Genomic DNA, 12,394 nt, shown 5'->3' with positions numbered 1-12,394 from the left:
CCAGCTAGTGAGCCTTCGGCAGGGGGCGGGAAAGACTATGCCAAAATATATCAACAACCGCAGAAACCAGTAAAACGTAATTACCATGATTGGGAAAACCCTTGGCGGGCGCTACAAATTGATTCGAGTTTTAGGGGCTGGGAACTTTGGCCAAACGTTTCTCGCTGAGGATATTCACCGTCCCATTCGTGCCAAGTGTGTGGTTAAGTACCTGCGCCCCGCCCGTACGGATGCGGCCTTTCTCCCTTTGGCGCGATCGCTCTTTCAGCGGGAGGCACAAATTCTAGAGCGGCTGGGCAGTCACGAGCAAATCCCCCGCCTCCTTGCCTACTTTGAGGAAGACAACGAATTTTACCTTGTCCAAGACTTCATTGAGGGTCAAGTCCTACGGCACGAATTGTTGCCGGGCTGTGCGTGGTCAGAGGCACGGGTGATGGCGTTGCTCCAAGATGCCCTGCGGGTTTTGGCCTTTGTGCATCAATGTGGTGTTATCCACCGCGATATTAAACCCGATAATCTGATTCGTCGCCAATCGGATCACCGCTTAGTGCTCATTGATTTTGGGGCAGTGAAGGAGATGGGGGTCTCCATTGGTGGCGGTACCTTGGTGGGAGAGACCAATCCACAGACAATTGCCATTGGCACACCAGGGTATATGGCCCCAGAGCAAGCCCAAGGGCGTCCGCGTCCGGCCAGCGATCTCTATGCCTTGGGGATGGTGGCGGTACAGGCATTGACGGGGTTGAGTCCTCTGCAACTCACCCAAGACCCCTACGGTTGTTGGTGTTGGCAAGCTGCTGAACCAGTGAGCGATCGCCTAGTGCAGTTTGTCAATAAACTAATTCACCCTTCTCCCTACGAGCGCTTTACCACGGCTACCGATGCCCTTGCCAGCCTGCAACAGGTGGAGATGCCCAAATCCTTTTGGTTTCGCCTTGGCAAATTTCTCAAAACTCCTGTTCAAGACCTCTGGCGATCGCCCGAAGGGCGCGCTGCGCGATCGCTAAAGGCAGGTGGGGGTGCTTCTACAGTGCCGCCCCATCCACTACCCGCTGTTGCCACGCTGCCGCCACAAGTCACCGACCCGAAACCAGTGTCCTCTCCAGCGGCAGCCACCGCCGCCCTTTCCAACCAAGGTCGCCATGTTTTTATCAGTCACTCCAGTGACGGCACCGATTTGCAGTTGGCCAGTGCCCTCCAAGAGGTGTTGCAAAAAGCGGGTCACCAACCCTTTATGGCCAGCCAAAGTATCCGCCTTGGGGAGGCATGGGCACAGCGGATTGATCAGGAGCTAAAGCGGTGTGATTTCTTTGTTCTGTTGCTCTCACAAACGGCGGCGCAAAGTGAAATGGTGCTTGAGGAAGTCCGCACGGTCAAACAGTTGCAAGCCCAACGGGGCGATCGCCGTCCCTTTATCTTGCCTGTGCGGGTCAATTTCCCCCTTGATATGCCCTTGAACTATGAGTTGCGGGGCTACCTGCATCGCCTACAACAGCGCTTCTGGCGATCGCCAGCGGACACCGACACCCTGCTGCAAGAGATTCTCGACTTGGTGAATGCGACCACTGCCCCTGTAGCCACCAGTAGCGATGCTGCCCAAGAAACCATTGCTGAATCTGCGCAAATTGGCACATTGGTGGGTGATGGTGCGCCTGTTCCCGTGGCTGAGCCAGAACTCCCAGAAGGGCAGGTGGAAGTGGCCTCGGCATTTTATATTGAGCGGCCACCCATTGAGCAACGCTGTCGCGAAACCCTCTTGCAACCCGGCTCCCTGATTCGCATCAAAGCCCCCCGCCAAATGGGCAAAACCTCACTCATGGCACGGCTGCTGTACCGCGCCACCCAAGAGGGCTATGGCACTGTTCCCCTCAGTTTCCAACTGGCAGATGCCCAAGTCTTCAGTGATTTAGAAAAACTCCTGCGCTGGTTTTGTGCCAGTGTCGGGCGGCGATTAGGGCTAGAAAACCGCCTCAATGAGTATTGGGATGACATTTTTGGCAGTAAATACAACTGCACTACCTATTTTGAGGAGTATCTCCTACCCAATTGCCAAAAACCGGGGACGCAATTTGAGAGTCGCCCGCTTGTCCTCGGTCTAGACGAAGTGGATCGGGTGTTTGAATATCCGAAAGTGGCCAGTGACTTCTTTGGCCTGTTGCGGGCATGGCATGAAGAGGGCAAAAACCGCGATATTTGGCGTAATCTCCGTCTAATTGTGGTTCATGGTACGGAGGTCTATATTCCCCTAGACATTAATCAGTCCCCCTTTAACGTTGGCTTAGCCATTGATCTGCCGGAATTCAACCAAGAACAAATTGCTGAGTTGTGTCGCCTCCACGGCTTGAGTCTGTCAGAGGAGCAGCTTCAAGACCTGCAGCACTTGGTGGGAGGTCATCCCTATCTGATTCGTCTGAGCCTCTATCACCTCGCCCGCCAAGATCTGACATGGCAGGAGCTAATGACCAATGCGGCCTCAGAAACGGGGTTATATCGGGATCACCTGCGGCGACAGTGGTGGCATCTCCAGCAGCAGGCAGACCTAGTGCCTGCCTTTAAGGAGATTCTGCAAGCGGACAACGGCAATATGGTTGATAGCACCGTTGGCTTTAAGCTCCACAGTTTGGGACTGATTACCCTAGAGGGAAATTTAGCTAAGGTGCGCTGTGATCTTTACCGCCGCTATTTTGGCGATCGCCTGCATTAGTTGACCAAACCATGGGCAGGGGAGACAGTGGTTGTGCTGGCAACGACTCCCTTGCTAAGCTAAAGAAGGAGGGGTTCGGTTATCCGCCAATGACTTTCAGCAGTCTCGGATCTGTATCCCGCTGCCCAGTTATGCTTCGCGGGTTGTGCCGTCTATGACGTTGATGTACGTTGCGCCTCAATGGCAAACCCTAGCATTTCCCTCAACGCTTTTTCTCCAACCCATCCTAGACATTCTACTCAGTGATCTTCCCCCCCAGTACAAAGATGAAATTAGGCTAGGCCTCCAAGAAGCCCTCGTCAATGCGGCTCGCCATGGCAATCAACTCAATCCTGAAAAGCTGGTTTTTGTGCGTTATACCTTCTTCCCCGATCAATGCTGGTGGGTGATTACGGATCAGGGGGACGGTTTCTCTCCTCCTAGTAATGTTTCTGAGACTGCTGATGAGTTATTGCCAGCCGCCGACTGTGAATGTGGTCGGGGCTTATTTTTGATCTATGCCATCTTTGATGAGGTCTATTGGAACCCGAAAGGAACCGAATTAAGTCTGTGTAAGTACCTCACCTAAGCGGATTACGAACCTTTGAGCTAGAGGGGAATGACATCAACCCAGTGACGATACTGTGGCTCCCGGCCTTCAACGATCGCCTGTAATTGTTTTTGCAGTTGGCGTGTCAGGGGGCGATCGCTCGGCAGCGTGTAGGTCTCAATGCGACTGACGGGCACAATTCGCGCAGCCGTACCCGTTAAAAAGACCTCATCGGCAATCAAAAGTTCCGTACGATCCACAGGCCGCTCAATCACCTTGACACCCGCCGCCTGCGCTAGCTCAATGACACTGCGGCGGGTAATGCCCTCAAGAATGTCTTGATCCACACTGGGGGTGATGAGTTGACCATCCCGCACCAGAAACAAATTCATTCCTGAGGCTTCGCAGACTTTCCCTTGGTCATTGAGGAGAATCGCCTCATCAAAGCCGGAGGAAACAGCCTCTGTTTTTGCCAGTGCCGAGACAATATAGGAAGTGGTCAACTTGCCCCGTAGGGGAAACGAGCGATCGCACTGCCGCTGCCATGAACTAATGCGACAGGTAACGCCTGCAGCTGACAGGTAATCGCCAAGGGGCATGCCGTAAATAAGAAAATCCTTCTCAATGTCATGGAGCCGTGGTGCAATGCCCAGCCCAGAGGTATAGACCAAAGGGCGAATATAGAAGGGCACGCTAGGTTGGTTTTTTTGCACCCATGCAACAATTTTCGACTTAATCTCGCTGGTGGGCAATTCATAGCCGAGATAGTGGGCACTGCGACTCAGGCGACGACAGTGATCCTCCAGACGAAAGAGGAGAATTTCCCTAGCGTTGGCCGGATTAGGGAGACCGCGCAAGCCTCCTAGTGCCGCTGTTCCGTAGTGAAGGGCATGGGTGGCCACGGAAATTTTGGCCTCTGCAAAGGGCACAAACTGACCGTTGAGATAGGCGTAGGGGAGAAAGTCACTCATGCGTCAATGGGAAGCGTTGACAAAGGACAGATGCAACCAAAGATCAGCTGCAGTCTCAATAGTCTAACATTTTGGCTTAACGCTCAAAAAACTAGGGCAACGGCTCCTCTGAGGTGATCTCTTCAATGCTAGACACCTGTAGGACTAAACGAAAAGGGCGATTCATCCGCTGTTGGATAAACTCTTCCATGAGTGCCACCTGTTTTGGGGTGACCGGCTCGCGGGCACGCACATTCACCCGAATCACGGGTGGGTTACTGACCCAATTCGTTTCCATACCTAACAGATCGAGGCGTTGAAATGTCAGCGTTCCTCGAGTCAGTGCCTCTCGTACTTGCTGTTGCAACCGTGCTTGTTCAATGAGCCGACTGAAGCTAATGGCGAGGGGAATCACCAACAGAGCGGTGAGGGCAGCGGCAATGGTGAGGGGACGGCGCCCTTGATGCAAAGGGATATAGCCAACAATGACAAAAACTACCATGCAGGCCAGCGTAATTCCTAGCAGGTTTGTGAAATATAGCAGCGTTGCCCCCACACTCAGACTCGTATTCAACTGCGCTATCCCAAGGCCAACGGTGCAAACGGGCGGCATGAGCGCAACGGCGATCGCTGTCCCCGCCAAGGTGTTTGAAACACGGGGTTCCGCCACCGCATAGGCACTCACGGCACCTGCGGCCACCGCAATACCCAAGTCCAGCAGATTGGGTTGGGAGCGAGCCATGATCTCACTGCCATAGACCTCAAGACCCACCATGACACCAATTGTCCAAGACATGCCAATGGCCATGAGGGTGCCGACAATCAAGGCAATCGCTGCCTCACGAAACATCTTGAAGTCGCCAATGAGAGCGGCTAAGGCCAATCCGCGAATCGGCAGCATCAGCGGTGCAATCACCATCGCCCCAATAATCACAGCGGCACTGTTGGCGAGCAAACCAAATGTGGCGATCGCGCAGGAAGTAACAATCAAGACCACATAGGGAACATTCAAATGGGATTCAGCATACAGTATCCGAATCAATTGATTGAGGCTTTCTGGCGTACGGCGGTGATAGCGGAAGGCTTGAACCTGATGCAACCAATGGGCAAGGAGTTCTTTCATGGACAACCTTGTACAGTCACTTATACGCAAGAGGTTAGATCAATGCTACAGGAACTGCCATTGATTAAACGTTGCTGCTTGGCCAACTGGATTGCCCGCTTCATCCAAAACAGTCCAAATCCAAGCATTTTCAATGCGAAACCGCCGCCCAGAACGAGAAATACGAACACCACTGTAGTTGTTGGCATAGCCTTGGCGGGCTGCTTGGGCAAGGAGGGTTGCTCGTTCAGTTTGAGCCATGGGTTCTGCCGTCAGCCGCGAAGGAAGCTGCACCAATTCCGGCCAAGAGAGTTCCCACAGGGTGAGAGCGGCTTGGTTGCCATAGTTGAGGATGGGATCGGCCTCACACCCATGGGAGAGAACGGGCTGTGACCAGTGAAACAACTGCTGTGCTAGGCTCAAGTCATCCCCAGCCGGAGCAGCTAGGAGCGATCGCCCCGTCCAGTGCTGAAAACTGGCGCAAATACGTCGTGCCTGCTGGACTGCTGGTGGCTGCAACCAAGGCTCCATCACTTAGGCCGTGGTCAATACACGACTGGCAGCCGCTACCCCAGCGCCGGGGCTAAAGTTGCTATACCCCAATTCGCCAAGCACAGCTTCAAGCGCACTGATGGCTGCCAAAATATCGCGATCGCTGACAAAACCCAAGTGACCCACTCGGAAAATTTGCCCCTTGAGGTGATCTTGACCACCCGCTAGGGCAATGTCAAAGCGTTTTTTCATTAGGCTGCGAATCTTTTCGGCCTCCACTCCTTGGGGTGCCACCGCCGTAATCGCGGGACTGGCACAGTGATCCGCCGCATAAAGGGGCAAGTTGAGTGCCTTCATAGCGGCGCGGGTGGCCTGCATCAAGCGGTGGTGGCGGGCAAAGATATTCTCTAAGCCCTCTGCTTGCATCATCTCCAGTGCGGTCTTCAGGGCAAAGAAGAGATTCACCGGTGGCGTAAAGGGGGTTGTGTTCTTGGCAGCGTCCTTGCGGTATTTCCCCAAGTCAAGATAGAACTTCGGCAACGTGGCTGTCTTGTAGGCTTCCCAAGCCTTGGCACTGACGCTGACAAACGCCAAGCCCGGCGGGATCATATACCCCTTCTGGGAACCGGAACCGACAACATCTAACCCCCACTCGTCAATGGGCACACTCACAGCGCCCAGACTGGTCACGGCATCCACAATGATCAGGGCTTGGCCGTGGGCTTTGACGTGGCGGTTGATTGCCTCTAAGTCGTTGATCACGCCCGTTGAGGTCTCACTGTGGGTAATGATCACCGCTTTGATGGTTTTGGCCGTGTCTGCCTCGAGGGCGGTTTTGAAGTCATCGGGGTTGAGGGGTTGTCCCCAAGGTGCCGTAATGCGCTCCGTTTTCAGGCCATAGGCATCGCACACCTCTGCCCAGCGATCGCCAAACTTACCATTACAGCCTACGAGCACGCGATCGCCCGCGCTGAGAAAGTTAATGATCCCGGCCTCCATTGCCCCTGTGCCACTGGCCGCCAAAATCAGCACATCATTCGTGGTTTGATGCAGCCATTTCAACCCTGACGTCACCGCCGCCATGATCTCGCTAAAGTCACCGCTGCGATGGCCAATGGGATGTTTGCTGAGGGACAGAAGAACCGACTCCGGTACCGGCGTAGGCCCCGGAATCATTAACATCGATTTATCTTGCATCGTGAGTTGCGAACCAATCCTTAAAATGAAACGACTAAGCCCAGTGAGCGGCCATGTGCTCTGCCAAGTCCAGAACCCGCTGGCTATAGCCCCACTCGTTATCGTACCAAGCCACCACTTTCACTAGATTGCCCCCCATCACCATCGTGAGGGACGCATCCAAAATCGAGGAGGCGTTGTGACCCCGATAGTCCGAAGACACCAGCTCCAATTCACTGTAGTGGATAATCCCCTTCATTGTGGTTTCCGAGGCTTCCTTGATCACTTGGTTCACCTGCTCAGCAATGGTGGGTTTTTCCACTTGAGCAACAAAATCAACCACAGAGACATTGGGGGTGGGTACCCGCAGGGCAATCCCGTTCAGCTTACCTTGCAACTCGGGAATCACCAATCCGACTGCCTTAGCAGCCCCCGTAGAGGTGGGCACAATGTTCATCGCTGCTGCCCGTGCCCGCCGCAGATCGCGGTGACTGGCATCGAGTAAGCGTTGATCCCCCGTGTAGCTGTGGGTCGTCGTCATCATCCCCTGCTGAATGCCAAAGGTTTCATGGAGCACTTTGACAATGGGGGCTAAGCAGTTGGTGGTGCAACTGGCATTGCTGACGATATCTTCACTGGGATTGTAGGTGTGGTGATTCACTCCCACCACGTATGTCGGAATATTGCCTTTACCGGGTGCTGTAATCAAGACTTTTTTCGCACCGGCACTCAGGTGCTTGCTGGCACCTTCACGGCTGGTAAAAACCCCGGTGGCTTCAATAACGAGATCAATTCCCCACGAACTCCAAGGCAGATTTTCGGGGTTGCGATCAGAGACACATTTGACCGCATGGCCACCAGCATAGATGCAGTCGTCGTCAGCACTGATTTCGGCATCTTGGAAAATGCCTAGCATCGAGTCATACTTCAGCAAATGGGCATTGGTGCGGGGATCGGAGGTATCGTTGATGCCTACAATCTCTAGCTTGCTATTGGCTTTCCGCTGTAACCAGCAACGCATGAAGTTCCGACCGATGCGCCCAAAACCATTGATAGCGACTCTAACCACCTGATCCCTTCCTCTGTTTACTAACTCATTGCCAGAAATGATCTAGGAAACATTCTAAGGGGGAATGGTCATTTTATTGCGTTTTTTTTAACGATGCACAAGACGAGTCTCCGCAAGGGGTGCTGACAATGCCGCCTCGAGAGGGGCACGGCCAAATCGCTCCTCCAGTAGATCCATGACCGTGCGGCCAAAGTCATTGGGATTGAGTCGCCAAGCCGCTAGGCACACTTCGCCAAAGACGGATCCCATGGGTTCTGGGTTCCAGAGGAGTTTCTTGGCCGTCCAAGGCATCAGGCTCATAGGGTTGTAGCCGGGGCGCAAAATGCCGTGTTCAAGGGCATATGCCTCAAGATGGGTGTGGGGTTGCAGACCAATAAAGAAAATGGCTGGCTCCACCTTGTCAGCGCCAAAGATGCCTTCTAGTTCACGGTGGTAGGCAATGGTCTGGGCGATGGTTTCGGGTCGCTCATCAATGACATTGAAGGAGTAGTTCACAGAGACGAGGGCGTTGAAGCCGGCGGCTTTCAAATCGCGGCAGTTTTGCAGCACGGTGCGCAGGTTATAGCCCATGCGCATTTTTCGCACCAATTCTTGGGAGCCACTGGTAATGCCGATTTCAAAGTAATTCATCCCCGTTTGCACCATCAGGTCACACAGTTCGGGGGTGAGGTTGTCAGCACGAATGTAGGCTGCCCAGTGAATATCATTCATGCCTGCTTTCAGGATTTCCCGCAGCAGGGCGATCGCGTCGGGGATAAATTTGCGGGCGGGGATAAACTGGGCATCGGTAAACCAAAAGTTGCGCACACCGCGATTGTAGAGCTGGCGCATTTCGGCGACGACTTCTTCAGCAGGGTTGATGCGCACCTGTTTGCCTTCAACCACGGTATAGACGCAGTAGCAGCAGTTGTGGGGACAGCCACGCTTGGTTTGCACGCCAATATAAAAGTCACCCCCCTGAAGGTAGTATTCAAATTCGGGCCAGATCGTCTCAATGTAGTCGTAGTTGCAGGCGGTTTTTTCGATGGGGGTTGGCCATTCGTGGATCAGGCGATCGCGGGGCTTTTCAACACCCGCAATGTAGCAACGCTCCCCGGCAATTGGCTGGTTCGTTAGGACTTTGTGCAGCAGCGTTTCCCCTTCACCAACGGAAACAATGGTGCCTTTGGGCAGTTGAGAACCCAATTGTTCATAAAAGACACTGACCGCACCGCCACCGACGATGGTCGTGACTTGCGGATGGTGACGCTTGGCATGGTGGAGTCCCAAACGGATTAAATTGAGGTTTCGCCAGAGTTCACCATAGTAGGCACTCATCACCCGCAGACCCCCGATCGCCCCCCGTAGCTTCACCAAGGGATTGCGGGCGTAATAGACCTCAAAGGCATGTTGCAGTGGATTGCCGCCCCGTCCCCCCACAGGGGCATAGATTTGAATATCCCGCCAAGAAAAAACCAGATGCGTGGGTTCAAAGTCATCAATCACTTGGGCAAGGGCACGACGAAAATCCAAGGGCGGTACCGTCCCCAGATCAAAAATCCGCTGCTCGATGCTTGGCAGTTGCTTGTGGATGTAGTCAGCCAGATAAACCACGCCAATGGGAAAAATGGGATTGCAGGGGAGACGGACGTAAAGGACACGCGGGGACATAGGCTAGCCCAAGATCTATGGAAACGCTAAATTCTTAATAAATCTCTATCGCTGTTTAGGTTTTAACACATTTGCGCCTTTCCAACAGGGGATCACGGGAACTCAAGGAAAGGATGAACTGTCCATCCTGTAGTTGAGTTTACAACTGGATCGAATTGGCAATGTTAGGCTAACAAGGGTAAAGACACGTCCCTATAAGAAACCATTACTTCCTATGCCGCAAATCTTTGATCCCGTCCCTAGCGATAGTTGCGATCGCATCCTCTGCTGTTATGTCAACGCCACTAGCAGAATTCAGGTGGTGCGCATTACTAATATTCCCAATTGGTATTTTGAGCGAGTCGTTTTTCCAGGACAACGGCTTTTCTTTGAATCACCGCCAGCGGGACAACTGGAGGTTCACAGCGGCACCATGGCTAGTGCCCTTCTTGCCGATACGATTCCCTGTTGTAAGCTGCAAGTGCAAGAAAGGGCAGATCATGTTTTTGTCCATGATGGCAACCCCCAGCCTTGGCTACAGTGGTATGATGAGTCCGCTGCAGCAACGGAAAAAGTGATGCTCCATTGAGTCAACCCAATAGTTATCGCCCCTACACCATTGCAGTTTTGGCCAGTAGTTTAGATGGCCGCCTTGCTCGTGCCGATGCTTTGGGTCAGCGCATTGCCTCGGCCTATGACTTTCAGCACCTTGAGCAGCAGGTGGCACAGGTGGATGCGGTACTCTTTGGGGCGACAACATTGCGTTTGGGGGGGACAGCGATGCGCCTTCAGTCTCCCCATCTGATTGCTGAGCGTGAGCACCAAGGGCGATCGCCCCAACCGCTGCAAATTGTCTGCTCTGCCCGTGGTGAATTAGACTTCAATCTTCCCTTCTTTCGCCAGCCCATTTCGCGCGCTTTGCTGACCACCGAGAAAGGCGCCAGCCGCTGGCAAGGATCCACTGCCTTTGATCACTGTTGGTCTGCTGGGGTGGCGGAGATTGACTGGCCACAGGCGTTTAGGCACATTCAAGGGGCTGGTGTACAAACCTTGGCCGTGTTGGGAGGAGGACAGCTTTTCGCCTCCCTGTTGCAGATGGCTGCCATTGACGAATTGTGGTTGACCCTCTGCCCCCTCCTCCTAGGGTCGGTAGCGCCTAGCCTCTATCCAGAGGAGATTGCCTTCTCAGGGAGGTTGACGCTCCTGAATGTCTTGCCCGTGGGCAATGAGGTTTATCTGCACTACCGCCTTAATTATGCTTGACTCATTGCGAGTAACCCTCAATCACCACTGAGTCTAATTAGTTCTCAGTCAGCACTAATCTGCATCTCCAAGGGTGAGGCAAGGATGCAATCACAGTAATTGAGCACTGGTGGCCGATGCCAACCCCACGTAACACCAATGCTGCCCGCTGCCCCCCCCTGCTGTGCCATGAGGCCATCACTATCGGCATCGCCAATAACCACGGTTTGATCGGGTCGCACCCCAAGGCGATCGCACACCCTCAGGAGTACCTGCGGATCGGGCTTCGTGGGTGGTTCATCTCCCCCCTGCCAGCATTGGAAAAAGGGCTTCAGGTGATAGGTGTCTAAAAAAGCCTCGATTTCCGACCTGCGATCGCCAGAAATAATCGCCAAGGCACAGTTCATTCCATGCAACTGTTGTACCAATTCAATCACCCTCGGCAGGGGAGGAGTTAACGCTGCTTTGGTTGTAAATTTTAGCTCTGCTGCTTCAAAGGCGGCACTCACCAGCTCTAGGGCGGCAATCCATGAAACCCCTTGGCTGGCAACAAGGGCTGCTGCGGCAATCAGATTCTCCTGCCGTGTTCCTACAGCTTGCAATCCCCCTGCATCCAAGTGCTCCCCCCTTACACCAAAGGCTTGGAGCAACAATTGCTTGAGATTGGGGAAATGATCAGCAACTGCCGCAGCGCGGGCGATCGCCAGCTCTTTCAAGTACTCAGCAACATCTGCGAGGGTGCCATCCTTATCAAACACCACCGCTGCCACAGGTTCAAAAGCGTGTCCGCGACAGGAGAGCCGTACCATTCAGAAAACCTCTGGGTAGTAGGATCATAAAGAATAAAAAAGATAGAGGACGTTGCCCCCTTGCTTATCGTTATTGATAACTACGACAGCTTCACCTACAACCTTGTGCAGTACCTAGGAGAGCTAGCGCAGGAGTTCCCAGTTGCTGCGGATCTGCGCGTCTTTCGCAACGACAAGATCACCCTCGATGAGATCGCTGCCCTCGCCCCTGCGGGTATTGTGATTTCTCCTGGTCCGGGTCGCCCTGCGGACGCTGGAATTTCTAAAGCCCTGATCCGCACCTATGCTGGCACACTACCCATCTTGGGGGTTTGCTTGGGACATCAAGCAATTGGTGAAGTTTTTGGCGGCACGGTGACGCTCGCACCAACCCTCATGCACGGCAAAACGTCAGAAATTTACCACAGTGGTGTGGGGGTGTTCCAAGACTTGCCCCAACCCTTTACCGCAACCCGCTACCACAGCCTTGTTATTGATCGTGACAGTTGCCCTGATCTATTGGAAATTACGGCTTGGACAGAGGATGGCCTGATTATGGGGGTGCGCCACCGCCACTATCCGACGCTGGAAGGGGTGCAATTCCATCCGGAGAGCATTCTCACCACCTGCGGCAAAGACCTGCTACGGAACTTTTTGCGACGGCTGTCCAGTCCATCATTGTGAGCCAGCCACTTTTCGGTACACTGAGCTGG

General features: G+C 53.7%; 12 protein-coding genes. 5 read left to right on the top strand and 7 right to left on the bottom strand.

The genetic code is table 11. The features are described from left to right. Positions 1-85 precede the first annotated feature (85 nt). A complete protein-coding gene (locus RHJ02_RS03685; RefSeq protein WP_310800466.1) occupies positions 86-2,704 on the top strand; it encodes an AAA-like domain-containing protein in 2,619 nt (872 codons plus the stop codon). A gap of 163 nt (positions 2,705-2,867) precedes the next feature. Next, complete coding sequence (locus RHJ02_RS03680; protein ID WP_255521495.1) at positions 2,868-3,272, top strand: ATP-binding protein; 405 nt, start codon at positions 2,868-2,870, stop codon at positions 3,270-3,272. Between the two features lie 20 nt (positions 3,273-3,292). Here RHJ02_RS03680 and RHJ02_RS03675 read toward each other — a convergent pair whose 3' ends face one another. The 6 genes from RHJ02_RS03675 to RHJ02_RS03650 form a co-directional block, all read right to left on the bottom strand. Continuing rightward, positions 3,293-4,204 carry a branched-chain amino acid transaminase gene (locus RHJ02_RS03675; RefSeq protein ID WP_206201112.1) on the bottom strand — a complete coding sequence of 304 codons (912 nt, stop codon included), beginning with the start codon at positions 4,202-4,204 and terminating at the stop codon, positions 3,293-3,295. Between the two features lie 91 nt (positions 4,205-4,295). After that, complete coding sequence (locus tag RHJ02_RS03670) at positions 4,296-5,306, bottom strand: DUF389 domain-containing protein (RefSeq protein ID WP_206201111.1); 1,011 nt, start codon at positions 5,304-5,306, stop codon at positions 4,296-4,298. A gap of 45 nt (positions 5,307-5,351) precedes the next feature. Next, positions 5,352-5,816, bottom strand: coding sequence for an MEKHLA domain-containing protein (locus RHJ02_RS03665; protein WP_206201600.1), 465 nt, complete (start codon positions 5,814-5,816; stop codon positions 5,352-5,354). Positions 5,817-5,819: 3 nt separating this feature from the next. After that, positions 5,820-6,974 (bottom strand): alanine--glyoxylate aminotransferase family protein, encoded by a 1,155-nt coding sequence (locus RHJ02_RS03660; RefSeq protein ID WP_302678879.1) that lies wholly within the window; start codon positions 6,972-6,974, stop codon positions 5,820-5,822. Between the two features lie 34 nt (positions 6,975-7,008). Beyond that, positions 7,009-8,022 (bottom strand): type I glyceraldehyde-3-phosphate dehydrogenase, encoded by a 1,014-nt coding sequence (locus tag RHJ02_RS03655; protein WP_206201109.1) that lies wholly within the window; start codon positions 8,020-8,022, stop codon positions 7,009-7,011. Positions 8,023-8,109: 87 nt separating this feature from the next. Continuing rightward, entirely contained in the window at positions 8,110-9,672 is a 1,563-nt protein-coding gene (locus RHJ02_RS03650; protein ID WP_310453340.1) for a photosystem II high light acclimation radical SAM protein, read from the bottom strand. Positions 9,673-9,886: 214 nt separating this feature from the next. Here RHJ02_RS03650 and RHJ02_RS03645 point away from each other — a divergent pair, with 214 nt between their 5' ends. Together RHJ02_RS03645 and RHJ02_RS03640 are read left to right on the top strand one after the other, a co-directional pair. Then, complete coding sequence (locus RHJ02_RS03645) at positions 9,887-10,240, top strand: DUF1830 domain-containing protein (RefSeq protein ID WP_302678877.1); 354 nt, start codon at positions 9,887-9,889, stop codon at positions 10,238-10,240. Further along, positions 10,237-10,914: a RibD family protein gene (locus RHJ02_RS03640; RefSeq protein ID WP_310438087.1), complete on the top strand. Its 678-nt coding sequence runs from the start codon at positions 10,237-10,239 to the stop codon at positions 10,912-10,914. The genes RHJ02_RS03645 and RHJ02_RS03640 overlap by 4 nt, the downstream gene beginning before the upstream one ends. A gap of 44 nt (positions 10,915-10,958) precedes the next feature. On the opposite strand, the gene RHJ02_RS03635 is transcribed toward RHJ02_RS03640, so the two are convergent. Next, positions 10,959-11,702, bottom strand: a complete 744-nt coding sequence (locus RHJ02_RS03635) for an HAD family hydrolase (RefSeq protein ID WP_310453339.1) — start codon at positions 11,700-11,702, stop codon at positions 10,959-10,961. A gap of 60 nt (positions 11,703-11,762) precedes the next feature. Between RHJ02_RS03635 and RHJ02_RS03630 the strand changes: the two genes are divergently transcribed. Next, on the top strand, positions 11,763-12,365 hold the full coding sequence (locus tag RHJ02_RS03630) for an aminodeoxychorismate/anthranilate synthase component II (RefSeq protein WP_310453338.1): 603 nt from the start codon (positions 11,763-11,765) through the stop codon (positions 12,363-12,365). Positions 12,366-12,394: the final 29 nt, after the last annotated feature.

The sequence above is a fragment of the Thermosynechococcus sp. TG215 genome (genome assembly GCF_031583455.1).
Lineage (GTDB): Bacteria > Cyanobacteriota > Cyanobacteriia > Thermosynechococcales > Thermosynechococcaceae > Thermosynechococcus.
The sequence above is the reverse complement of the archived record's forward strand: the minus strand, read 5'-3'. Positions and strand labels throughout refer to the sequence as shown.

Excerpts from the sequence above, each read along its gene's own strand:
- RHJ02_RS03685 (WP_310800466.1), top strand. The coding sequence starts at position 86 with ATGATTGGGAAAACCCTTGGCGGGCGCTACAAATTGATTCGAGTTTTA.
- RHJ02_RS03680 (WP_255521495.1), top strand. The coding sequence starts at position 2,868 with ATGTACGTTGCGCCTCAATGGCAAACCCTAGCATTTCCCTCAACGCTT.
- RHJ02_RS03675 (WP_206201112.1), bottom strand. The coding sequence starts at position 4,204 with ATGAGTGACTTTCTCCCCTACGCCTATCTCAACGGTCAGTTTGTGCCC.
- RHJ02_RS03670 (WP_206201111.1), bottom strand. The coding sequence starts at position 5,306 with ATGAAAGAACTCCTTGCCCATTGGTTGCATCAGGTTCAAGCCTTCCGC.
- RHJ02_RS03665 (WP_206201600.1), bottom strand. The coding sequence starts at position 5,816 with ATGGAGCCTTGGTTGCAGCCACCAGCAGTCCAGCAGGCACGACGTATT.
- RHJ02_RS03660 (WP_302678879.1), bottom strand. The coding sequence starts at position 6,974 with ATGCAAGATAAATCGATGTTAATGATTCCGGGGCCTACGCCGGTACCG.
- RHJ02_RS03650 (WP_310453340.1), bottom strand. The coding sequence starts at position 9,672 with ATGTCCCCGCGTGTCCTTTACGTCCGTCTCCCCTGCAATCCCATTTTT.
- RHJ02_RS03645 (WP_302678877.1), top strand. The coding sequence starts at position 9,887 with ATGCCGCAAATCTTTGATCCCGTCCCTAGCGATAGTTGCGATCGCATC.
- RHJ02_RS03635 (WP_310453339.1), bottom strand. The coding sequence starts at position 11,702 with ATGGTACGGCTCTCCTGTCGCGGACACGCTTTTGAACCTGTGGCAGCG.